The organism is Zemynaea arenosa (assembly GCF_004614185.1).
GTDB lineage: Bacteria > Pseudomonadota > Gammaproteobacteria > Burkholderiales > Burkholderiaceae_D > Telluria > Telluria arenosa.
Genome location: NZ_SPVF01000039.1, coordinates 16,508 through 38,863 on the forward strand (window position 1 = coordinate 16,508; position 22,356 = coordinate 38,863).

The window sequence follows — 22,356 nt, forward strand, 5'->3', positions numbered from 1 at the left end:
ACAACAAACTATCGCTTTCCCCGCCCGCGCGCTAGCCCATCCGGCTAAACTGCGGCGCAAATACCACTATCGGATGGGCAACTTGGTCGTATTCTTGACCTCTTCCATGACGGCGTAGGTGTGCGTCTCGCGCACGCCTTTCTGGAGCAGGGTCTTGCCGAGGAATTCGCGGTAGGCGGCCATGTCCTTCACGCGCGCCTTGACGAGGTAGTCGAAGCCGCCCGCGACCATATGGCACTCGAGCACTTCGGGGATGATCTGGACGCTGTTCTTGAACGCATCGAACACCTCCGGCGTCGTCCGGTCCAGCACCACTTCGATAAAGACCAGCAGGGAGACATCGAGCAGCTGCGGATTGAGCTGCGCCGTGTACCCCATGATGTACCCGGCTTCGTGCAGCTTGCGCACCCGTTCAAGGCAGGCGGCGGGTGACAGGTTCACCCTTGCAGCCAGCTCGACGTTACTGATGCGTCCGTCGTTCTGCAGCTCAGCCAGGATCTTCTTGCTGATCTTGTCCAGCATGTCTCTCCCCTTGAATATTATTTGGTGGAATTGTCTCACCAAAAACTATCTATTGCTACTCTTTCGTAATTCCAGAATTAATCCGAAAGATACTCCTCTACAATCCAATCATCATTCACGCGCAGCAAACGCCGCCGCCTTCTCTCGCAACAGGTGCCGGCTTTTGCTGCGTCGTCGTATCTACGGTTCACCTATTTTCTTGACGAGTTTTTCATGCATATTGGCGCTTCTCCTGCCACCGCGTACGCCCCCTTCCAGGCCCTGCTCTCCGAGGCCAAGACCGAACAAACGCCGCTGCGCGCCGCCGTCACCGCCGCCTACCGCCGCGACGAGCGCGAGGCCGTGCAATGGCTGCTGGCGCAAGGCGCACAGGCGCTGCCGCAGGCGCACGACCTGGCCGAAAAGCTGGTGACGCAGGTGCGCGCCAAGCGCACCCGCGCTTCCGGCGTGGATGCGTTGATGCACGAGTTCTCGCTGTCCTCGGACGAAGGCGTGGCGCTGATGTGCCTCGCCGAAGCGTTGCTGCGCATTCCCGATTCGGAAACCGCGGACCGCCTCATCGCGGACAAGATCAGCAAGGGCGACTGGCGCAAGCACCTGGGCGAATCGCCGTCCCTGTTCGTGAACGCGGCCACCTGGGGCCTCCTCATCACGGGCAAGCTGGTGTCGACCAATAGCGAGCAGGGGCTGGGCAGCGCGCTCACGCGCCTGATCAGCAAGGGCGGCGAGCCGCTGATCCGCAAAGGCGTGGACCTGGCGATGCGCATGCTGGGCAACCAGTTCGTGACCGGCCAGACCATCGAGGAAGCGCTGAAAAACAGCCGCCCCAACGAGGCGCGCGGCTACCGCTATTCGTACGACATGCTGGGCGAAGCGGCCCTGACCGAACACGATGCGGCCAATTACTACGCAGCCTATGAGATGGCGATCCACGCGATCGGCAAGGCTTCGAATGGCCGCGGCATCAAGGACGGCCCGGGCATCTCGATCAAGCTCTCCGCCCTGCACCCGCGCTACAGCCGCGCGCAGTCTGAACGCGTGCTGGCCGAGCTGCTGCCGCGCGTGAAAAAGCTGGTGGCCTTGGCCAAGGAATACAACATCGGCGTGAACATCGACGCCGAAGAGGCGGACCGCCTGGAATTGTCGCTGGACTTGATGGAGGCCCTGGCCTTCGATCGCGACCTGGCCGGCTTCGAGGGCATCGGCTTCGTGGTGCAGGGCTACCAGAAGCGCTGCCCGTTCGTGATCGACTACCTGGCCGACCTGGCCCGCCGCAGCAACCGCAAATTCATGGTGCGCCTGGTGAAGGGCGCCTACTGGGACGCGGAAATCAAGCGCGCGCAGGTCGATGGCATGCCGGGCTTCCCGGTCTACACCCGCAAGGTGTACACCGATGTCTCGTACCTGACCTGCGCCCGCAAGCTGCTTGGCGCCACTGACGTGATCTACCCGCAGTTCGCCACCCACAATGCGCACACGCTGTCGGTCATCTACACCTGGGCGCAGGAAGCGGGCATCGACAACTACGAATTCCAGTGCCTGCACGGCATGGGCGAAACGCTGTACGACCAGGTGGTCGGCAGCGAAAACCTGGGCAAGGCCTGCCGCATCTACGCGCCCGTCGGTTCGCACGAAACGCTGCTGGCCTACCTGGTGCGCCGCCTGCTCGAGAACGGCGCCAATTCCTCGTTCGTGAACCAGATCGTCGACGAGTCCATTCCGGTGGAACGCCTGATCGCCAACCCGATCGATGTGGCCCGCTCGCTCGGCGGCGAGCCGCACCCGAATATCCCGCTGCCGCGCGCGATGTTCGGCCGCGAGCGCGCCAACTCCGCCGGCCTGGACCTGACCAATGAAGACGTGCTGGCCAAGCTGGCCGTGGCCCTCGCCGAACAGCGCGACTGGATCGCCACCCCGCTGATCGATGCGCCCATCAGCGCTGCCAGCAAGCCGCTGCCGGTGACCAATCCCGCGCAGCACGCGGACCTGGTGGGCTACGTGACCGAAGCCACTGAGACCGATGTGGAAGCAGCCATCGCCAGCGCCACCGCGCACGCGCAGGACTGGCAGTCGATGTCGCCGTCCAGCCGCGCCGACATCATCGCCCGCGTGGCCGACCTGTTTGAAGAGCACATGGCGGAGCTGATGTCGCTGGCCGTGCGCGAAGCGGGCAAGTCGCTGCCGAATGCGATCGCCGAGATCCGCGAGGCCGTCGACTTCCTGCGCTATTACCCGTCGCTGGTGCATGGCACCGCACCCGCGCCGGCGCTGGGCCCCGTGGTCTGCATCAGCCCCTGGAACTTCCCGCTCGCGATCTTCACCGGTCAGGTGGCGGCGGCGCTGGTCGCGGGCAATGTGGTGCTGGCCAAGCCTGCGGAACAAACCCCGCTGATCGCCTACCGCGCCGTGCAGCTATTCCATGAGGCGGGCGTCCCGATGGCCGCCCTGCAGTTCCTGCCGGGCCGCGGCGAAGTAGTGGGCGCGCGCCTCACCGCGGATGCGCGCGTGAAGGGCGTGATCTTTACCGGTTCCACCGAAGTGGCGCAGTTGATCAACCGTACCCTCGCCAAGCGCGCCGTCAGCGAGGGCTGCGACATTCCGCTGATCGCGGAGACGGGCGGCCAGAATGCGCTGATCGTCGATTCGTCCGCGCTGCCGGAGCAGGTGGTGCAGGACGTGATCACCTCCGCCTTCGACAGCGCGGGCCAGCGCTGCTCGGCGCTGCGCGTACTGTTCCTGCAGGAGGACATCGCGGACAAGACCATCCGCATGCTCAAGGGTGCGATGCAGGAGCTGCGCGTGGGCGTGCCGGACCGCCTGGCCACCGACATCGGCCCGGTCATCGATGCGGAAGCGCAGGGTAATCTGCTGGGCCACATCGAGCGCATGAAGGCGCAGGCCAAAGGCGTCTACCAGCTCGAGCTGCCCACGCTGAACGGCACTTTTGTGCCGCCGACCGTGCTGGAAATCGGTTCGCTCGCCGAACTGACGCAGGAAGTGTTCGGCCCCGTGCTGCACATCGTGCGCTACCGCCGTTCGGAACTGGGCCAGGTGATCGACTCGATCAACGCGACCGGCTACGGCCTCACGCTGGGCGTGCATTCGCGGATCGACGAGACCATCGACTTCATCGTTGCCCGGGCGCACGTGGGCAATATCTACGTGAACCGGAATATCGTGGGCGCGGTGGTGGGCGTGCAGCCGTTCGGCGGCGAGGGCAAATCCGGCACCGGCCCGAAAGCGGGCGGACCGCTCTACCTCAAGCGCCTGCAGAAGAACGCGCCGCCGCTGCTCCAGCACGAGCGCCAGCCGAGCGCCTGCATTGACGCGCTGCTGGCGTGGGCCCGCCAGAACAATCACACCGGGCTGGCTGCGCTGGCGGAGCAGTACCAGCGCACCACGCTGATCGGCACCACGCTTACGCTCCCCGGCCCGACCGGTGAACGCAACACGCTGTCGTTCGCGCCGCGCGGGGATGTGGTGTGTGCGGCGGCATCCAGTGCCGGTCTGCTGAACCAGGTCGCCGCGGCTCTCGCCACCGGCAACCGCGCGCTGGTCGTGAATGGCCAGCAGCTGCTGCCTGCGAATCTGCCAAACGAAGTCAAGGACTGGATCCACCAGGTCGGCGATATTCAGGGTATCACGGCCCCGTTCCAGGCCACGATGATCGAGCTGCCGCTGGTATCCACGCTGCGCCCGGCCCTCGCGGCCCGCAGCGGCGCCATCGCCGCCGTGATCGACACCTCGGAAGAAGGTGCGATCCCGCTCTGGCGGCTGGTGGCTGAACGCGCGCTGTGCGTCAACACGACGGCGGCGGGCGGCAATGCCAGCCTGATGACACTCGGGCTGTAAGAAGCTTTAGGAAGATTCGTGGCGACTGCGATCCAGCGCCGCGGATTTGGAGACGAAGTACCCTTCGGAGGAGTTTCACCATGATAGTAGGCGTCCCAAAAGAGATTAAGAACCACGAGTACCGCGTCGGGCTCACCCCGCCCAGCGTGCGCGAGCTGACATCGCGCGGGCATACGGTGCTGGTGCAGAAAGATGCCGGGAGCGCCATCGGGCTGGATGACAGCCAGTACGTCGCTGCCGGCGCGCAGATCGTGGACACGGCGCAGGAGATCTTCCAGCGCGCGGGCATGATCGTGAAGGTCAAGGAGCCGCAGCCCGTGGAATGCGCGATGCTGCGCCCGGACCAGATCCTCTACACCTACCTGCACCTGGCGCCGGACCCGGAGCAGACCAAGGCGCTCGCCGCCTCGGGTGCGATTTGCATCGCCTACGAGACCATCACCGGTGCGGGCGGCGGGCTGCCGCTGCTGGCGCCGATGAGCGAAGTGGCGGGGCGCATGTCCATTCAAGCCGGTGCCGCGCACCTCGAGAAGTCGAAGGGCGGCATGGGCCTGCTGCTGGGCGGCGTGCCGGGCGTGGCGCCGGGCCATGTGGTGATCATCGGCGCCGGCGTCGTGGGCACCAATGCGCTGCAGATGGCCGTCGGTACCGGTGCGCGGGTCACCGTGCTCGATAAGAGCGTGGACCGCCTGCGCCAGCTGGACCTCGTCTACGGCAACCGCATCACGACCCTGTACTCCAACGCCCAGTCGATCGAGGAATCCGTGCTGGCGGCGGACCTGGTGATCGGCGGCGTGCTGGTGCCGGGTGCGGCGGCGCCGAAGCTGGTGACGCGCGAGATGGTTTCCAAGATGAAGAAGGGCGCGGTGATCGTCGACGTGGCGATCGACCAGGGCGGCTGCTTCGAAACCTCGCACGCGACCACCCACGCGGAGCCGACCTTCGTGGTGGATGGCGTGATCCACTACTGCGTGGCCAACATGCCAGGCGCTGTCGCCCGCACCTCCACCTTTGCGCTGAATAACGCCACCATCGTCCACGCGGTGGCGCTGGCGGAGAAGGGCTGGCAGCAGGCGCTGAAGGACAATGCGCACCTGAAGAACGGCCTGAATGTCTGCAAGGGGAAGGTGACCTACGAAGCCGTGGCCAAGGACTTGGGCTACGACTATGTGCCAGCGGACGCTATGCTCGGCTAAGCCTCAGCACCACCCGTCGTGAGTAAATGGCGGCCACCGATTTCACGAAGCGCATGAAATCGGTGGCCGCTTCTTCATTGGCGTTGTCGGAAATCGTCCGGACCACGGCGAACGGCACGCCCAGCTCGAAACACACCTGCGCCACCGCGGCGCCCTCCATCTCCACCGCCAGCAGCCCGGGAAGGGCCTCAGACAGCGTCAGAAGGCGCTGGCGGCTCGAAATGAACTGATCCCCACTCCCGATGAGGCCGCGATGCACGCGGGGCGCCACGAGGCTGAAATCGCGTCTCTCGGCGATATCAATGACCTTCTCGAAATCCTGGTCGACGAAATCTTGCGCCGCGCGGGCCAGAGCGCTGCTGAGCTTCGTGTCCGAGGGGAAGTGTGAAAGACCCGTTAGAGGCACCTCAAAACGCGGGAAAAGGGGGCTGGCGTCCATGTCGTACTGGACCAAGGACTCGGCAATCACGATATCCCCGACTTTCACCCCAGGATTGCCCCCACCGGCTACGCCTGTGAACACGATGTGCGTCGCCTGGAAGCGTTCCACCAGCGTGACCGCAGTCATGGCAGCGGCGACCTTGCCGATTCTCGAGAGCACGCAGACCGTTTCGGTGTCTCCCAGCCTGCCAGACCAGTAATCCCGCATGCCGTGTACGTGCCGGGTGGCTCCAGACATCGCTTCTACGATGCCAGCCTGTTCTTCATGGAGGGCGCTGATGATTCCGAGCTTCATCTCTGTATTCTGCTTTTAAAACAAAAGTATGTATACAAAGGTAGTAGTAGTGGTTAACGGAGGCTTCAGTTGTGGATAAATCGTCTTTTGTCCACAGAATCAAAAGCTTGAGGCATGCGTAAACCGGTGAGTTAACGCTGATTCTGGCTGTTGGGAAATCTGGACAATTCCGAGCCAGTGAACAAGAAGGGCGGTTTTGCACAATCCGTTCCTGTGGATATTCAGGGGTTTATCCACAATGGCTTTTTTGCTCTGTTTTTCAAAAATTGGGTTCGGCAGGTTTTTCGGGTTAACAAAACAAGTATGTATACAACGGTAGTAGTAGTTGTTAACAGGGGGACTCATCTGTGGACAAGCCCGGTTAACGTAGAAGAATCAATGATTTGGAGGCCGGACAAGCAGGTGGTTTACCCTTGTGTTTGCGAAGAACTCTTTTGGGACAAGATTCCGGCTGTGGGCAACTGACCCGGTTCTTCACAATCCGTCCCTGTGGATATTCAGCGGGTTATCCACAGTTGGGTGATTGCGCTGCTGAACGGTTCCGGCGTATGCTGGTCAAAAGATCATCGGGGAGCGGGATTGGAATCGGCTGGCCAGTACGACTACATCATCATTGGTGCCGGGACCGCGGGCTGCGTGCTTGCCAACCGCCTGACCCGCAAGCGGGAGGTCCAGGTCCTCCTCATCGAGGCCGGGGGCAAGGACGACTACCTGTGGATCCACATTCCCGTCGGCTACCTCTACTGCATCAACAATCCTCGTACCGACTGGCTGTTCCGGACGGAAGCCGATCCCGGCCTGGGCGGGCGCTCGCTGATCTACCCGCGCGGCAAGGTGCTCGGTGGCTCGTCGTCCATCAACGGCATGATCTACATGCGCGGCCAGCGCTGGGACTATGACCGTTGGGCTGAGCTGACAGGCGATGAAAGCTGGCGCTGGGATCAGGTGCTCCCGTTGTTCAAGAAGAGCGAGGACTACTACGGCGGCGCCAGCGAACTGCATGGGGCGGGCGGGGAATGGCGGGTCGAGCGGCAGCGCCTCTCGTGGGAGATCCTGGATGCGTTCCGCGAGGCGGCGCACCAGACTGGTATTCCCAAAGTGGACGATTTCAACGGCGGCGACAACTTCGGCTGCGCGTATTTCAACGTCAACCAGCGCCGTGGCATCCGGTTGAATACCGCGAAGGCTTTCCTGCGCCCTGCTTCCAAGCGCGAGAACCTGACCATCATGACGGGCTGCCATGTGGAGCGGCTGATCATTGAAGAAGGGCGCTGCCGGGGCGTCGAGTTCACCGGCGGCGGCACCCGCTGGACGGCGGAGGCCAGGCGCGAAACCTTGCTGGCAGCGGGGGCGGTCAGTACTCCGCAGCTCTTGCAGCTGTCCGGCATTGGCCCGGGCGAGCTGCTGCAGAGGCATGGCATTCCGGTCAAGCATGACGCGCCTGGCGTGGGCGAGAACCTGCAGGATCATCTCCAGCTGCGCATGGTTTTCAAGGTCAAGGCGCGTACGCTGAATACCACGGCCGCCAGCTGGTTCGGACGAATGAAGATCGGCCTTCAGTATGCGCTGACGCAGAGCGGGCCGATGTCTATGGCACCATCGCAACTCGGTGCCTTCGCCAAGTCCGATCCGTCTCAGGCGTCTCCGAACCTGCAATACCATGTGCAGCCGCTGTCGCTGGACAAGTTCGGCGAACCGCTGCACGCCTTTCCGGCCTTCACCGCCAGCGTCTGCAACCTGCGGCCGACCGCCCGCGGCCACGTGCGCATTGCCAGCGCGGACAGCTACGCCGCACCGAAAATCACGCCCAACTACCTGAGCACGCCCGAGGACCGCAAGGTGGCGGCCGATGCCCTCAACCTGACCCGCCGGATCGTCGCTGCGCCCGCCTTGCAGAAGTACGCGCCGGAAGAGTTCCGCCCCGGTATTCACTGCCGCACCGATGAGGAACTGGCCGAGGCAGCGGGACAGATCGGCACCACGATCTTTCACCCGGTCGGTACCTGCCGCATGGGCAGGGCAGGCGACCCGGGCGCGGTGGTCGACAGCCAGTTCCGTGTTGTGGGCATCAGCGGACTGCGCGTAATCGATGCATCCATCATGCCCACGATTACCTCCGGCAACACCAATTCCCCGACCCTGATGTTCGCGGAAAAAGCGGCGGCGCTCATTCTGCAGACCGCAGAATGAGTGTGCATTTCTGCGTAGTGCTACTGTATTGGACACTGTTGTTTTTCTGTGTATGATCTGCTGAAACGTTTGTCAAAACGGAACGAAAAAAAGCGGAGACACAATGTCCGACGTCATCCTGGAAACACGGAACCTGACCAAGGAATTCAAAGGGTTCACGGCGGTGAATGACGTGAACCTCCAGGTCCAGCGCGGGCACATCCATGCGCTGATCGGGCCCAACGGGGCCGGCAAGACCACCTGCTTCAACCTGCTCACCAAGTTCCTGGTGCCGACCTCGGGCCACATCCTGTTCAACGGCAAGGACATCACTCGCGCCAGGCCGGCCCAGATTGCCCGCATGGGCATCATCCGGTCGTTCCAGATCTCAGCGGTGTTCCCCCATCTGACCGTGCTCGGGAATGTGCGCATCGGTTTGCAGCGCAACCTGGGCACCAGCTTCCATTTTTGGCGCAGTGAGCGTTCACTCAACAGCTTGAACGAGCGCGCCATGGCCCTGCTCGCCGAGGTCGACCTGGCCGGATTTGCGGACACCGTGACCGTCGACCTGCCCTACGGCCGCAAGCGCGCGCTGGAGATCGCCACGACGATGGCGATGGAACCCGAACTGATGCTGCTGGACGAACCGACCCAGGGCATGGGCCATGAGGACGTCCACCGCGTCACCGAGCTGATCAAAAAGGTCTCGGCCGGGCGCACCATCCTGATGGTCGAACACAACATGAACGTGGTGTCCGGCATCTGCGACCGCATTTCGGTGCTGCAGCGCGGCGCCATGCTGGCCGAAGGCAGCTACGCCGAGGTGTCGAAGAATCCCCAGGTGATGGAGGCCTACATGGGCACTTCGGCGAGCGAGCTGGAGGGTGCCCACTGATGGCGACCGTGCTCGACATTTCCAACCTCCAGGCCTGGTACGGCGAATCGCACATCCTGCACGATGTGAACCTGAGCGTGAGCGAGGGTGAAGTCGTCACCCTGCTGGGACGGAACGGCGCCGGGCGCACGACCACGCTGCGCGCGATCATGGGCCTGACGGGCACGCGCAAGGGCTCCATCAAGGTCAACGGCAAGGAGGCGATCGGCCTGCCCACGCACAAGATCGCCCACCTCGGCGTCGGTTACTGCCCGGAAGAGCGCGGCATTTTCTCCTCGCTCTCCACCGAGGAAAACCTGATGCTGCCGCCTGTGCTGAGCACCGGCCACCAGGGCATGACGGTGGACGAGATCTACGAGATGTTCCCGAACCTGCAGGAACGGCGGCAAAGCCAGGGCACCCGCCTGTCCGGCGGCGAGCAGCAGATGCTGGCAGTGGCGCGCATTTTGCGCACCGGAGCGCGCATCCTGCTGCTGGATGAGATCTCGGAAGGCCTGGCGCCGGTGATCGTGCAGGCGCTGGCCCGCATGATCACCACGCTCAAGGCCAAGGGCTACACGATCGTGATGGTGGAACAGAATTTCCGGTTTGCCGCGCCGCTGGCGGACCGGTTTTACGTGATGGAGCATGGTCATATCGTCGAGACCTTCGCTTCCTCGGAACTCAGCGCCAAAATGCCTGTCCTCACGGAACTGCTGGGCGTCTAAAAACAACTTCTCACGGAGACAATATGAAACGCAAAGTACTCGCTGTTGCCGCGGCCGCCGCGTGCGCACTCGGCATGTCGCTGCCGGCTCAGGCCCAGATCTCGGGCGATACCATCAAGATCGGCATCATTACCGACATGTCCGGGGTGTATGCCGACATCGACGGGGCAGGCGGCGTGGAAGCGATCCGCATGGCGATTGCCGACGCGGGCGGCGCGATCAACGGCAAGAAGATCGAGTTCATCTACGCCGACCACCAGAACAAGGCCGATGTGGCCGCGTCCAAGGCGCGTGAATGGTTCGACCAGCAGGGCGTGGACCTACTGATCGGCGGCACCAATTCGGGCACCAACCTGGCCATGGCGAAGATCGCGCAGGACAAGAAGAAGGTGTTCATCTCCATCGGCGCCGGCACCTCGCAGCTGACAAACGAGGCCTGCTCGCCGTACACCGTGCACTACGCCTACGACACCATCGCGCTGGCGCGCGGCACCGGCAGCGCCGTGGTCGCCAAGGGTGGCAAGACCTGGTTCTTCCTGACTGCCGACTATGCCTTCGGCCAGTCGCTGGAACGTGACACCACCGAGGTCGTCAAGGCCAAAGGCGGTCAGGTGCTGGGCAGCGTGAAGCATCCGCTGTCGGCGTCGGACTTCTCGTCTTTCCTGCTGCAGGCGCAGTCGTCCAAGGCCCAGATCATCGGCCTGGCCAATGCCGGACTGGACACGGTCAACTCGATCAAGGCCGCCAACGAGTTCGGCATCACCAAGTCCGCCAAGCTGGCCGGCCTGCTGATGTTCATTAACGATGTGCACTCGCTGGGCCTGAACGTGACCCAGGGCATGTACCTGACCACCGGCTGGTACTGGGACATGAACGCGGACACCCGCGCCTGGGCCAAGCGCTACTTCGCCAAGATGAAGAAGGAACCGTCCATGCTGCAGGCGGCGGACTACTCGGCGGTGACCAACTACCTGAACGCGGTCAAGACCCTGAAGACCGATGACGCGGACAAGGTGATGGCTTACCTGAAGAAGACGCCGATTAACGACATGTTCGCGAAAGGGGGCGTGATCCGTCCGGACGGCCGCATGGTCCACGACATGTACCTGATGGAAGTGAAGAAGCCGTCCGAGTCCAAGTATCCATGGGACTACTACAAGGTGGTGCAGACGATTCCGGGTGCGCAAGCCTACGCCACCAAGGCGGAATCGAAGTGCGCGGCCTGGAAGTAAGCCAGCGCCTCGTCTCCTGACGCTCCCGGTCCCGCTGCGGCGGGCGGAGAGCGTGCGGCATCACGCTTCGTCACTCACCTGTTCCCGCCTATGGACATCTTCGGCGTTCCCCTTCCCGCCATGCTCAGCCAGCTGACGTTGGGCCTGGTCAACGGCTCGTTCTACGCCATGCTGTCGCTCGGCCTGGCCGTGATCTTCGGCCTGCTCAACGTCATCAATTTTTCGCACGGCGCGTTCTACATGATGGGCGCGTTCCTGGCGTGGATGGGGATGAATTACTTCGAGCTGAACTACTGGATCATGCTGGCGCTCGCACCGCTGGTGGTCGGAGTGCTCGGCATCCTCATCGAGAAGACCATGCTGCGCTGGCTGTACAAGCTGGATCACCTGTACGGGCTGCTGCTGACCTTCGGGCTCACCCTGCTGATCGAAGGGCTGTTCCGTTCGTTCTACGGCGTGTCCAGCCAGCAGTATTCGGTGCCGGACGCGCTGGCCGGGGCCATGGACCTCGGCTTCATGGTGCTGCCCAAGTACCGCGGCTTTGTCGTGGTGGCCTCGCTGGCGGTGTGCCTGTCGACCTGGTTCGTGATCGAAAAGACGCGGCTGGGCGCCTACCTGCGCGCCGGCACCGAGAACCCCAAGCTGGTGGAAGCGTTCGGCATCAACGTGCCGCTGATGGTGACGCTGACCTATGGTTTCGGCGTCGCGCTGGCGGGCCTGGCCGGGGTGCTGGCGGCCCCGATCACGCCGCCCAGCCCGCTGATGGGGTCTGGCCTCATCATCACCGTGTTCGCGGTCGTGGTGATTGGCGGCATGGGCTCGATCCTCGGTTCCATCGTCACAGGCCTGGGCCTGGGCGTGATCGAGGGGCTGACCAAGGTGTTCTATCCCGAAGGCTCGTCCACCGTCGTGTTCGTGGTGATGATCATCGTGCTGCTGCTGCGCCCTGCCGGATTATTCGGTAAGGAAAAATAATCGGGGAGGGCTTATACATATGAACAAGAAAATCGGCTACGGCATCGCCCTCGCCATTGCGCTCGCGGCGCCCTTCGTCGGCTACCCCGTGTTCCTGATGAAGCTGCTGTGCTTCGCGCTGTTTGCCTGCGCGTTCAACCTGCTGATCGGGTTCACCGGACTGCTGTCGTTCGGCCATGCGGCCTTCTTTGGCTCGGCGGGCTACATCGCCGGACACGTGATTCGCGACATGGGTTTTTCGCCCGAGGCCGGCATCCTGGCGGGCGTGGGGGTGGGCGCGGTCATCGGGTACGTGATGGGTTCGCTGGCGATCCGGCGGCAGGGCATCTATTTCTCCATGATCACCCTCGCGCTGGCCCAGCTGGTCTATTTTGCCTGCCTGCGGATGCCATTCACCGGCGGTGAGGACGGCCTGCAGGGCGTGCCGCGCGGGAAGCTGCTGGGCCTGCTGGACCTGTCGCCGGACCTGACCATGTACTACGTGGTGCTGGCCATCGCGGTGGCCGGGTTCGCCATCATCATGCGCATCGTGCATTCGCCGTTCGGGCAGGTGCTCAATGCGATCAAAGCCAACGAGCCGCGGGCGGTGTCGCTGGGCTATGACGTGGACAAGTACAAGCTGCTGGCCTTCGTGCTGTCGGCTGGGCTCACCGGGCTGGCAGGCGCCACCAAGACGGTCGTGCTGGGCTTTGAGACGCTGACGGACGTGGCCTGGACCATGTCCGGCTCGGTGATCCTGATGACGCTGGTCGGTGGCATGGGCACGCTGGCCGGGCCGATCATCGGCGCCTTCGTCATCGTGGCGCTGGAGAACAAGCTGGGGGACATCGGCACCTTCCTGTACAACCAGACCCAGGTGGAATGGTTCAACACGCTGGGCGAGTCGGTCGGCATGGTCACCGGGCTGATCTTCATCGCCTGCGTACTGCTGTTCCGCCGCGGCATCGTGGGCGAAATCAGTGCCCTGCTGAACCGCAAGCCCCACGCGGGCTGATCCTGTCCTCACCCGCGGCGGGGCTAGTCTCCGCCGCCTCCACAGCTGCTGCCGCCGCAGCTGCTTCCACAATCACTGCTGCCACTGTCGCTGCCACTGCTGTCGCTGCTGCTGGCGTCGTAGGCAAGGCTGTCTCCGCGGTCCGATGAGCTGCTGTCTTCCGCGTCCGCGAAGGCCAGGGCGGTGGTGTCCGCGCCCGCCCAGGTGGCCGCCGTGTCGTCGCTCATCATGCGCTGCTCGCGCAGCAGGGCGGCGTACTGCCGGCGCGTGATCAGCCCGGCGGCCAGCAGTGCGTCCGGGGTCAACTTGGGGTGCAGGGCGGGGCGGCGCGCCGTCCTCCCGCGCGGACTCAGTGGCACGTACATGATGCCTTCGGCTGTGCGGAAATAGCCGTGGCCGCCCGGCATGCGCACATCGCGGTCGAGGCGGAACAGGCTGGGAAGGTCGGGCCCGTGTGCGGGCTTGCCCTCCAGTTCGCGGCACAGGACCAGTGTGTGGGCCAGCGCCGTCGAAGCGAGGCTGGCGTTGGGCAAGTGGCTGACGTCGCGGCCGAAATGGGTGCTGCCATAGGTACCGAGGTTGATGCGGTTCCAGGCCAGCCAGGCATGCCAGACGGAGTCGGCGGCGGCAGATGGCAGGGCGCAGGCACGGCCCGTGGCGCTCACGGCCTTGAAGAAGTAGACGAGCCCTTCAGCGGCCCGCAGGAAGGTGTAGCGGTTGCGGGGTAGGCTGGGGTACTCCCGGGCCACAGAACGCGCCCAAAACGCGTATAGAGGCTCCGGAAGGGCCTCCAGTTGAGCCCGGTGCCCGGAGGTGCCGAGGTGCCAGCGCGCCCGCAGCGTGTACAGCCAATCCATGGGCCTCCTCGTGCTGAGAGTGTTTCCGGTACTCTACAACGCGGCTGCGTAGATGGCATAGGCGTCCGCCCGCGTGAGCTCGCGCGGATTGTTGCCAAGGAGGCGGGTTTGCAACATGGCGTCGTCGGCCAGCCGGTCGAGGTCGGACTCCTTGACGCCCACCTGCTCGAGCCGGGTCGGGATCCCGGTGAGCGTTGCGATTTGCTGCATCGCAACAATGAGCGCTTCCGCCTTGACGGCGGGGCTGCCGGCCGCGTGCGGCACAACGACATCGGCCAGCTCCGCGTACAGCTGTGCGGCGTACGGCAGGTTGAAGCGCAGGACGTGCGGCAGGACCAGCGAGTTGGACAGCCCGTGCGGGACGTGGAAGATGCCGCCGATCGGGTATGCCAGCGCGTGCACCGCCGCCACCGGCGCATTCGAGAACGCCTGCCCGGCTAGCATGGCTCCGAGCAGCGTCGCCTGCCGGGCTTGCAGGTCCTGCCCGTTCTCGCAGGCCTTCAGCAGGTTGGCCGACAGCAGGCCAAGCGCCTGGCGGGCCAGACTGTCCGACAGCGGATTCTTCTTGTGCTTGCTGGTGTACGCCTCGATCGCATGAACCATGGCGTCGATGCCCGTGGCAGCGGTCACGGCGGGCGGCAGGCCCAGGGTCAGCTCCGCATCCAGGATCGCCAGGTCGGCATACAGCTGCGCTGAGACCACGCCCATCTTGGTGGTTTCGCCGGTGGTCACGATGGCGATGTTGGTGACTTCGGAGCCGGTCCCGGCCGTCGTCGGAATCTGCACCAGCGGCAGCCGTTCACCTTTCACATTGCCGATGCCGTAGATGTCGCTCAGGGGCTGCTCGTGCCCGGCCAGCACGGCGATCAGCTTGGCGACATCCATGGAGCTGCCGCCGCCCACGCCGATCACCAGGTCAATGGCCTGCTCGCGCGCGAACTTGACTGCGCTGCGCACGACGTGCTCGGGCGGGTCCGCCATGACGTCCGCATAGATTTCGACATGCATCTGGTTGGCGGCCAGGCTCGCGCGCGGCGCATCCAGCAGCCCGGTTTTCAGGAAGCCGCGGTCCGTGATCAGAAGCGCCCGCCGCGCTTGCGGGAAACGCTCGGCGACCAGCTTGCCGAGGTGGCGGATGGCGCCGGTCTGGCAGACGAGGTGGGGGACGGTGGAGAAGGCGAAGGCAGCGAGGTCGGCCATGGCAATCCTGGGATGAGTGTTGCGGAAAGCTTACACCAAAGCCTCCAGGCTGGGACAGGCGGCGCAGACCAATGTTCCGTACAATCCCATCTTTTGCCGCTGAAAGACTTTGATGCTCGAGATCGTTTTGCTGGGATGTGCCGCCTTCTTCGCCGGTCTGGTGGATGCCGTGGTCGGCGGAGGCGGGCTGATCCAACTGCCCGCGTTCTTCTCGCTGTTCCCGCGTGTGGAAGCGGCCACGGTGATCGGCACCAGTAAGCTGGGCAGCATCGTCGGCACCTCGACCGCGGCCGTGAACTACGCGCGCCGGGTGGCCGTGGCCTGGAGCACGGCTGCCCCAGCGGCCGCGGCCGCCTTTGTGATGTCCTTCGCCGGCGCCTACACGGTGACGCACGTGCCCGCCGATTTCGTGCGCGGCCTGCTGCCGCTAATCCTGCTCGCTGTGGCCGTCTACACTTTCAGGAAGAAGGATCTGGGCAGCGTCCATGCGCCGCGCCACAGCGGCAGCACCGAGCGGCTGTTCGCACTGGGGGCGGGCGGTGCGATCGGGTTCTATGACGGCTTGTTCGGTCCGGGTACGGGCAGCTTCCTGATCTTCCTGTTCGTGCGCTTTTTCGGCTTCGACTTCCTGTCCGCCTCGGCGGCCGCGAAGGTGGTCAATGTGGCCTGCAACCTGTCAGCCCTGATGTGGTTCCAGTACAGCGGACACCTGCTGTGGCAGCTCGGTGCGGTAATGGCGCTCGGTCAGATTGCCGGTTCGCTGGTCGGCACCCGTCTCGCCCTGAAGCATGGCAGCGGCTTCGTACGTCGGTTGTTTCTGGTGGTCGTCGGACTGTTGATTGTGAAAACGGGTTACGACGCGCTTACCAAGCTCCCATGGTAGGCCTCTGATTGTTTCACGTGAAACGTTCGGACAAGTCCCGCCTCGACTGTTCCACGTGAAACAATCAGCGAATCGGCCTATAATCTCGACTCACTCCCGCCTCATCTCATCACCATGCTTTATCCAACCGAATTCGACGTGATCGTCGTCGGCGGCGGCCACGCCGGTACCGAAGCCGCGCTGGCCTCCGCCCGCACGGGGCAGAAGACGCTCTTGCTTACCCACAACATCGAAACCCTGGGTGCGATGTCGTGCAACCCGTCCATTGGCGGTATTGGCAAGGGCCACCTGGTCAAGGAAGTCGATGCCTTGGGCGGCGCGATGGCAATCGCCACGGACGAGGCGGGCATCCAGTTCCGCATCCTGAACTCGTCCAAGGGCCCGGCCGTGCGCGCCACCCGCGCCCAGGCAGACCGCGTCCTGTACAAGGCGGCCATCCGCTCCCGCATCGAAAACCAGCCCAACCTGTGGCTATTCCAGCAGGCGGTAGATGACCTGATGGTGGAGGGCGACCGCGTGGTCGGCGCCGTGACCCAGGTCGGTCTGCGCTTTCGGGCCCGCGCCGTGGTGCTGACGGCAGGCACTTTCCTGGACGGGAAGATTCACGTTGGGCTGCAAAACTACTCGGCGGGCCGCGCTGGGGACCCGCCAGCGATCTCGCTGTCCGCCCGCCTGAAGGAGCTCAAGCTGCCCCAAGGCCGCCTGAAAACGGGCACGCCGCCGCGCATCGACGGCCGCAGCATCGACTTCGCGCAGATGACCGAGCAGCCGGGCGACCTCGACCCGATCCCCGTGTTTTCGGTGATGGGGAACGTGTCCATGCACCCGCGCCAGCTGCCGTGCTGGGTGACACACACCAACGAGCGCACCCACGACATCATCCGTAGCGGCCTGGACCGCAGCCCCATGTACACCGGCGTGATCGAGGGCGTGGGGCCGCGCTATTGCCCGTCCATCGAAGACAAGATCCACCGCTTCGCCAGCAAGGAATCGCACCAGATTTTCCTGGAGCCGGAAGGCCTGACGACCAACGAGTTCTACCCGAACGGCATCTCCACCAGCCTGCCGTTCGACGTGCAGCTGGACCTGGTGCGCTCCATGAAAGGCATGGAAAACGCCTTCATCCTGCGCCCCGGCTATGCCATCGAGTACGACTATTTCGACCCGCGCGGTCTGAAGGCGTCGCTGGAAACCAAGGCCATCCAGGGCCTGTTCTTCGCCGGCCAGATCAACGGCACCACCGGCTACGAAGAGGCCGCCGCACAAGGCCTGCTGGCTGGCCTGAATGCCGCGCGGCAGACCCAAGGCAAGGACGCCTGGGTGCCGGGCAGGGCGGAGGCCTACCTCGGCGTGCTGGTCGACGACCTCACCACCCAGGGTGTGGCCGAGCCTTACCGCATGTTCACCAGCCGCGCCGAATACCGCCTGAGCCTGCGTGAGGACAACGCCGACATGCGCCTGACCGAGATCGGCCGCCAGCTCGGCGTGGTCGGAGATGTCCAATGGGCCGCTTTCGAAGCCAAACGCGAGGCGGTGGCCCGCGAACTGGAGCGCCTGAAATCGACCTGGGTGAACCCGCGCATCCTGGCCGCCGCCGAGTCCGAACGCGTGATCGGCCAGGCCATCGAGCGCGAGTACAACCTGGCGGACCTGCTGCGCCGTCCGGGCGTGGACTACGACCAGCTGATGACCATGCAGGGCATGGAAGGCCAGCCCCTGGCGGGGCCCGGCGTGACCGACCCGGCCGTGCAGGAGCAGGTGGAAATCCAGCTCAAGTATTCTGGCTACATCGAGCGCCAGGCGCGCGAAGTTGAGCGCCATGAGCACTACGAAAACCTCAAGCTCCCGGCCGGCCTGAACTACCTGGACATCAAGGCTTTGTCCATCGAAGTGCGCCAGAAACTCGACAAGCAGCGCCCCGAAACCCTGGGCCAGGCGTCCAGAATTTCCGGTGTGACACCTGCCGCGATCTCGCTTTTGCTGGTACATTTGAAGAAGGCGGGGTACGGTGGATTTGTCAACCTCAACACTGACGCGGCGGCCTGATGAAGAACTTCGACCGCGACACGCTGGCCGACGTGCTGGCGCAGGGGATTGGCGAACTCAAGCTGGACTTCGACCACAAGCAGCATGAGCAGCTGCTCGACTATCTCGGACTGCTGTTCAAGTGGAATTCGGTCTACAACCTGACCTCGGTGCGCGACCCCATGCAGATGGCGACGCTGCACATCCTCGATTCGCTGGCCGCCGTGCCGGCCTTCGAGCATGCGCAGAATGTGCTGGATGTGGGGGCAGGGGGCGGATTGCCGGGCATCGTGCTGGCGATCGCGCGGCCGGACGTCAAGGTGTCCCTCGTGGACACCGTGCACAAGAAGACCGCCTTCCTCACGCAGGTCAAGGCAGAACTCGGTTTAAGCAACGTCACCGTGTACACGGCGCGCGTTGAGCAGCTGCAGGTTCCGGAACTTTTCGACACCATAACTTCCCGCGCATTTGCGGACCTCTCGGACTTCGTCAACTGGTCCGGGCACTTGCTGGCGGACGGTGGGCGCTTCATTGCACTCAAGGGGACGGCACCGCAGGACGAGCAGGAGCGGGTGCCTGCGGAATGGCGTGTGGCGAAACTGGAACCTCTGCAGGTCCCAGGGCTGGCAGCGGAACGTCACCTCGTTTTCATCGAGCGCAACAAAACGATATAAACGGTATAAACAGTTTATACCTGATAAACAGTACAAATCGTTTATACGGTTTAGATAGTATAAATCGTATAAACGGTATAAATAATAAAGTCCAATGGCGAAGATTTTCTGCGTAGCGAATCAGAAGGGCGGAGTAGGCAAGACCACCACCAGCGTGAACCTGTCGGCCGGGCTGGCGAAGCTGAAGCAGCGGGTGCTGCTGGTGGATCTGGACCCGCAAGGCAATGCCACCATGGGGGCCGGCATCAACAAGGCGGGGCTGACGGCATCGACCTACGAGGTGCTGCTTGGCCAGGCGGACATCGCCACCGCGCGCCAGACCTCCGAGTCCGGCAAGTTCGACGTGCTGCCCTCCAACCGCGAGCTGGCCGGCGCGGAAGTGGAGATGGTGGAGCTGGATAACCGCGAGCGGCGCCTGAAGGATGCTCTCGCCGCCGTGGACCAGGACTACGACTTCATCTTGATCGACTGCCCGCCCGCCCTGTCCATGCTCACGCTGAACGGCCTGTGCTCCGCACACGGCGTAATCATTCCGATGCAGTGCGAGTACTACGCACTGGAAGGGCTGTCGGACCTGGTGAACACGATCAAGAAGGTGCACGCCAACCTGAATCACGACCTGAAGATCATCGGCCTGCTGCGCGTGATGTTCGACCCGCGCATGACGCTGTCGCAGCAGGTGTCGGCGCAGCTGGAGCAGCACTTCGGCGACAAGGTCTTCAAGACCATCATCCCCCGCAACGTGCGGCTGGCCGAGGCACCGTCCTACGGCGTGCCGGGCGTCACCTTCGATCCGTCTTCCAAGGGCGCACAGGCGTACATCGCCTTCGGCGCGGAGATGGTCGAACGCATCAAGACGATGTAATCAACACCGATAATCAGCAAAGAGAATCAACGAATCATGGCAACGAAAAAAATGAAGGGCCTCGGCCGCGGACTGGAAGCCCTGCTGGGCGGCGATGGCGCGGATATCACCACCAAGGCCGATCCGGGCACGCCGTCGACTCTGCCGGTGTCGCATCTGCAGGCCGGCAAGTACCAGCCGCGCACGCGCATGGACGAAGGCGCGCTGTCCGAGCTGGCCGCGTCGATCAAGGCGCAGGGCATCATGCAGCCGGTGCTGGTGCGGCCGGTCGGCTCCGGGCGCTACGAGATCATCGCCGGCGAGCGCCGCTTCCGCGCGGCGCAGCTGGCGGGGCTGGAAGAGATCCCGGTGCTGGTGCGCGACGTGGACGACCAGGCCGCCGCCGCTATGGCGCTGATCGAAAACATCCAGCGCGAGGACCTGAACCCGCTGGAAGAGGCGCAGGGCATCCAGCGCCTGATCAACGACTTCAACTTCACCCACGAGCAGGCCGCGACCTCGGTCGGCCGTTCGCGCAGCGCGGTGTCCAACCTGCTCCGCCTGATCAACCTGGCGCAGCCGGTGCAGACCATGCTGATGGCCGGCGACATCGACATGGGCCACGCCCGCGCGCTGCTGGCGGTGGACGCGGCCAGCCAGATCACCCTGGCCAACCAGGTCATCGCCAAGCGCCTGTCGGTGCGCGAGACCGAGAAGCTGGTGGCCCGCTCGCTGGAAGAGGCCAAGGCGCCGGCCAAGCGCGAGCGCGAGAAGTCGGGCGACATCGTGCGACTGGAAGAAGAGCTGTCGGACAAGCTGGCCACCCCGGTCGTGTTCAAGATGGGCACCAAAGGCCGCGGCCAGATGATCATCGACTTCGCCGACCTCGACGTGCTCGACTCCGTCCTCCTCCGCCTGCGCGCCTGACGCCGCACCCGGTCGCCGCATCCTGGCGGCCGCCTCCCGCTGGCGGTCCCCCGGTAGCGGCCCCCCGGCTACTGAACGATCAGCGGCAGCGTGGCCAGCAACACACCATCGTTCTTGTACTGAATCTCGTACTTGCCCGCCACGGTTGGCGCCACCAGCTTGGCCGGGCTGCCGGCAATCGCGTTGTAATAGGTGCGTCCTGACGCATGCGGATCGACCACCGGCGTGTACGAGACCACATCGCCGTCACCCACCGAGCCGGTGAAGGCCACCGTGAACGGCTTGCCCTTCGCCACGAGCCCCGCCAGGCGCAGCACGATAGGCTCCATGGCGACCGTCACGCGCTGCGTGGCCAGCACCTTGCCGTTCTGGGTCTGATACACCACCTCGAATTCACCCGAGCGCGCGGGCGCGCGCAGTTTGGCGTCGCTGCCCTTGGTGGGGTTGGCATAGGCCAGTTGCTTCTTGCCCTCGACCAGGTAGATCATGTCGCCACGATTGGCGGGACCGCCCCATTTCACCAGGAAGGGCTTGTTGCCAGGGACGGTCGGCGGCGGCGTGACAAACGCTTCGGCCGGTTCCACCGTGAGCGCCAGCGTGCCGAGCGGCTTGCCGCCCTTCTTGTCGAGGTAGCGCAGTTCATACGCGCCTGGAGTCTCGGGCGCGGTGACGACCGCCTTGCCGGTCTTCTTGAGGTACGAGAAGCCTGCGCCGCCCCCGAGCGGCACCTCGGGCAGCGACAGCGTGACTGAATCCCCGTCCATGGCTGCGCCGTCCCAGGTCACCTCAAATTGCGCACCCGCCCTGGGTGCGGCCGGCGCCGCATGCAGTGCCGCACTCTTGCGGCCGGCCGCCTCCGGCACCGCGGCGGTGCCATGCACGTTGGCCAGCGCCAGTGCCAGTTCCTGTGCGTTGCCCGCCAAGGCCAGCCGCCCATGGCCGGCCTGGGCGATGCAGCGCAGCTGCTCGCGCTCGGTAGCGCGCATGTCGAAACCGATGATATGCACAGTCAGCTGCCGCCCCTGCGCAACCAGCTGCTCGACCTCCGCGCACGGGTTGGCGCTGCAGGTTTCCAGTCCGTCCGTCAGCACCACCACGGTAGCGGGCTGCTTCTTGTAGTCGAGAGTCTCCGCCGCCTGGGCGATGGCACGCGCCAGCGGCGTCTTGCCGCGCGGGGCGAGCGGCTTGAGGGCGGCGTCGAGCCTGGACTTGTCCAGGACGCCGACCGGCAGCACCGTCTCGACGTCCAGGCAGTCGTCCTTGCGCCGGTGGCCGTAGGCGGTCAAGCCGATCGGTTGGCCAGCGGGCAGGGCGCCGACGAATGAAGCCAGGCTCTTGCGCGCGATGTCGAACTTGCTGACTCCGCCAATCTGGCCCCACATGCTGTTGGACGCGTCGAGCACCAGCATGGTCGGGGCAGGGGCGGTGGCGGCGCCGGCGGGGCCGGCGGCCGCCAGCATCAGGGCCGCGCTGGCGGCCAGGCAGAGTCGGTACATCACGTTCCTTTGTCATGGACCGGGCAAGAGGCCCGGGTCTCGAAGCCGTGATCGTACCCACCTTGCCGCGCCGGCAGGTGCCCCACGCGAGGGGGTTCTTGCAGACCGCTCGCAGTGCTGCGAGTCTTGACGTGCCAGGTAATTGGCGCCCCGAACGGCTCAGCGCACACTG

Annotated in this window: 18 protein-coding genes; 13 read left to right on the plus strand and 5 right to left on the minus strand. The window is 64.4% G+C overall.

What is annotated here, in order from left to right; genetic code table 11:
• Window positions 1-66: 66 nt before the first annotated feature.
• The gene (locus E4L96_RS02720; protein ID WP_135205697.1) at window positions 67-522 is read right to left on the minus strand and encodes an Lrp/AsnC ligand binding domain-containing protein; all 456 of its coding nucleotides are present in this window, start codon (window positions 520-522) and stop codon (window positions 67-69) included.
• Between the two features lie 213 nt (window positions 523-735).
• On the opposite strand from E4L96_RS02720, the gene putA reads away from it, so the two are divergent.
• Both putA and ald read left to right on the plus strand, forming a co-directional pair.
• Complete coding sequence (putA, locus tag E4L96_RS02725) at window positions 736-4,374, plus strand: trifunctional transcriptional regulator/proline dehydrogenase/L-glutamate gamma-semialdehyde dehydrogenase (RefSeq protein ID WP_135205698.1); 3,639 nt, start codon at window positions 736-738, stop codon at window positions 4,372-4,374.
• A gap of 80 nt (window positions 4,375-4,454) precedes the next feature.
• The gene (gene ald / locus E4L96_RS02730) at window positions 4,455-5,570 is read left to right on the plus strand and encodes an alanine dehydrogenase (RefSeq protein ID WP_135205699.1); all 1,116 of its coding nucleotides are present in this window, start codon (window positions 4,455-4,457) and stop codon (window positions 5,568-5,570) included.
• Here the strand turns inward: ald and E4L96_RS02735 are convergent.
• Complete coding sequence (locus tag E4L96_RS02735) at window positions 5,557-6,306, minus strand: 5'-methylthioadenosine/adenosylhomocysteine nucleosidase (RefSeq protein WP_135205700.1); 750 nt, start codon at window positions 6,304-6,306, stop codon at window positions 5,557-5,559. The genes ald and E4L96_RS02735 overlap by 14 nt on opposite strands.
• A gap of 579 nt (window positions 6,307-6,885) precedes the next feature.
• Here E4L96_RS02735 and E4L96_RS02740 point away from each other — a divergent pair.
• The 6 genes from E4L96_RS02740 (at window position 6,886) to E4L96_RS02765 (ending at window position 13,278) form a co-directional block, all read left to right on the plus strand.
• Window positions 6,886-8,496 (plus strand): GMC family oxidoreductase, encoded by a 1,611-nt coding sequence (locus E4L96_RS02740; RefSeq protein ID WP_135205731.1) that lies wholly within the window; start codon window positions 6,886-6,888, stop codon window positions 8,494-8,496.
• A gap of 103 nt (window positions 8,497-8,599) precedes the next feature.
• Entirely contained in the window at window positions 8,600-9,370 is a 771-nt protein-coding gene (locus E4L96_RS02745; protein ID WP_135205701.1) for an ABC transporter ATP-binding protein, read from the plus strand.
• Window positions 9,370-10,077: an ABC transporter ATP-binding protein gene (locus E4L96_RS02750; protein ID WP_135205702.1), complete on the plus strand. Its 708-nt coding sequence runs from the start codon at window positions 9,370-9,372 to the stop codon at window positions 10,075-10,077. Before E4L96_RS02745 ends, E4L96_RS02750 begins: the two co-directional genes overlap by 1 nt.
• Before the next feature lie 23 nt (window positions 10,078-10,100).
• Window positions 10,101-11,309: an ABC transporter substrate-binding protein gene (locus E4L96_RS02755; protein ID WP_135205703.1), complete on the plus strand. Its 1,209-nt coding sequence runs from the start codon at window positions 10,101-10,103 to the stop codon at window positions 11,307-11,309.
• Window positions 11,310-11,399: 90 nt separating this feature from the next.
• A complete protein-coding gene (locus E4L96_RS02760) occupies window positions 11,400-12,284 on the plus strand; it encodes a branched-chain amino acid ABC transporter permease (protein WP_135205704.1) in 885 nt (294 codons plus the stop codon).
• A gap of 19 nt (window positions 12,285-12,303) precedes the next feature.
• The gene (locus E4L96_RS02765; RefSeq protein WP_135205705.1) at window positions 12,304-13,278 is read left to right on the plus strand and encodes a branched-chain amino acid ABC transporter permease; all 975 of its coding nucleotides are present in this window, start codon (window positions 12,304-12,306) and stop codon (window positions 13,276-13,278) included.
• Between the two features lie 23 nt (window positions 13,279-13,301).
• On the opposite strand, the gene E4L96_RS02770 is transcribed toward E4L96_RS02765, so the two are convergent.
• Window positions 13,302-14,135, minus strand: a complete 834-nt coding sequence (locus tag E4L96_RS02770; protein ID WP_135205706.1) for a UCP032817 domain-containing protein — start codon at window positions 14,133-14,135, stop codon at window positions 13,302-13,304.
• Between the two features lie 33 nt (window positions 14,136-14,168).
• The gene (locus E4L96_RS02775; protein WP_135205707.1) at window positions 14,169-15,335 is read right to left on the minus strand and encodes an iron-containing alcohol dehydrogenase; all 1,167 of its coding nucleotides are present in this window, start codon (window positions 15,333-15,335) and stop codon (window positions 14,169-14,171) included.
• A gap of 112 nt (window positions 15,336-15,447) precedes the next feature.
• On the opposite strand from E4L96_RS02775, the gene E4L96_RS02780 reads away from it, so the two are divergent.
• The 5 genes from E4L96_RS02780 (at window position 15,448) to E4L96_RS02800 (ending at window position 20,688) form a co-directional block, all read left to right on the plus strand.
• Window positions 15,448-16,218 (plus strand): TSUP family transporter, encoded by a 771-nt coding sequence (locus tag E4L96_RS02780; protein WP_135205708.1) that lies wholly within the window; start codon window positions 15,448-15,450, stop codon window positions 16,216-16,218.
• 114 nt (window positions 16,219-16,332) lie between these two features.
• Entirely contained in the window at window positions 16,333-18,264 is a 1,932-nt protein-coding gene (gene mnmG, locus E4L96_RS02785; RefSeq protein WP_135205709.1) for a tRNA uridine-5-carboxymethylaminomethyl(34) synthesis enzyme MnmG, read from the plus strand.
• Window positions 18,264-18,917, plus strand: coding sequence for a 16S rRNA (guanine(527)-N(7))-methyltransferase RsmG (gene rsmG / locus E4L96_RS02790; protein ID WP_135205710.1), 654 nt, complete (start codon window positions 18,264-18,266; stop codon window positions 18,915-18,917). Before mnmG ends, rsmG begins: the two co-directional genes overlap by 1 nt.
• 94 nt (window positions 18,918-19,011) lie before the next feature.
• On the plus strand, window positions 19,012-19,782 hold the full coding sequence (locus E4L96_RS02795; RefSeq protein ID WP_135205711.1) for a ParA family protein: 771 nt from the start codon (window positions 19,012-19,014) through the stop codon (window positions 19,780-19,782).
• 36 nt (window positions 19,783-19,818) lie between these two features.
• Window positions 19,819-20,688, plus strand: a complete 870-nt coding sequence (locus tag E4L96_RS02800; protein ID WP_135205712.1) for a ParB/RepB/Spo0J family partition protein — start codon at window positions 19,819-19,821, stop codon at window positions 20,686-20,688.
• A 68-nt stretch (window positions 20,689-20,756) separates the two neighbouring features.
• Here E4L96_RS02800 and E4L96_RS02805 read toward each other — a convergent pair whose 3' ends face one another.
• Window positions 20,757-22,184: a vWA domain-containing protein gene (locus E4L96_RS02805; protein WP_135205713.1), complete on the minus strand. Its 1,428-nt coding sequence runs from the start codon at window positions 22,182-22,184 to the stop codon at window positions 20,757-20,759.
• Window positions 22,185-22,356 lie beyond the last annotated feature (172 nt).

Bases quoted from the DNA above. Each gene is read 5' to 3' on its own strand.
- E4L96_RS02760 (WP_135205704.1), top strand. From the start codon at position 11,400: ATGGACATCTTCGGCGTTCCCCTTCCCGCCATGCTCAGCCAGCTGACG.
- E4L96_RS02780 (WP_135205708.1), top strand. From the start codon at position 15,448: ATGCTCGAGATCGTTTTGCTGGGATGTGCCGCCTTCTTCGCCGGTCTG.
- E4L96_RS02755 (WP_135205703.1), top strand. From the start codon at position 10,101: ATGAAACGCAAAGTACTCGCTGTTGCCGCGGCCGCCGCGTGCGCACTC.
- E4L96_RS02720 (WP_135205697.1), bottom strand. From the start codon at position 522: ATGCTGGACAAGATCAGCAAGAAGATCCTGGCTGAGCTGCAGAACGAC.
- E4L96_RS02735 (WP_135205700.1), bottom strand. From the start codon at position 6,306: ATGAAGCTCGGAATCATCAGCGCCCTCCATGAAGAACAGGCTGGCATC.
- E4L96_RS02805 (WP_135205713.1), bottom strand. From the start codon at position 22,184: ATGTACCGACTCTGCCTGGCCGCCAGCGCGGCCCTGATGCTGGCGGCC.
- E4L96_RS02775 (WP_135205707.1), bottom strand. From the start codon at position 15,335: ATGGCCGACCTCGCTGCCTTCGCCTTCTCCACCGTCCCCCACCTCGTC.
- E4L96_RS02765 (WP_135205705.1), top strand. From the start codon at position 12,304: ATGAACAAGAAAATCGGCTACGGCATCGCCCTCGCCATTGCGCTCGCG.
- ald (WP_135205699.1), top strand. From the start codon at position 4,455: ATGATAGTAGGCGTCCCAAAAGAGATTAAGAACCACGAGTACCGCGTC.
- E4L96_RS02795 (WP_135205711.1), top strand. From the start codon at position 19,012: ATGGCGAAGATTTTCTGCGTAGCGAATCAGAAGGGCGGAGTAGGCAAG.
- E4L96_RS02770 (WP_135205706.1), bottom strand. From the start codon at position 14,135: ATGGATTGGCTGTACACGCTGCGGGCGCGCTGGCACCTCGGCACCTCC.
- rsmG (WP_135205710.1), top strand. From the start codon at position 18,264: ATGAAGAACTTCGACCGCGACACGCTGGCCGACGTGCTGGCGCAGGGG.
- E4L96_RS02750 (WP_135205702.1), top strand. From the start codon at position 9,370: ATGGCGACCGTGCTCGACATTTCCAACCTCCAGGCCTGGTACGGCGAA.
- mnmG (WP_135205709.1), top strand. From the start codon at position 16,333: ATGCTTTATCCAACCGAATTCGACGTGATCGTCGTCGGCGGCGGCCAC.
- E4L96_RS02745 (WP_135205701.1), top strand. From the start codon at position 8,600: ATGTCCGACGTCATCCTGGAAACACGGAACCTGACCAAGGAATTCAAA.
- E4L96_RS02800 (WP_135205712.1), top strand. From the start codon at position 19,819: ATGGCAACGAAAAAAATGAAGGGCCTCGGCCGCGGACTGGAAGCCCTG.
- putA (WP_135205698.1), top strand. From the start codon at position 736: ATGCATATTGGCGCTTCTCCTGCCACCGCGTACGCCCCCTTCCAGGCC.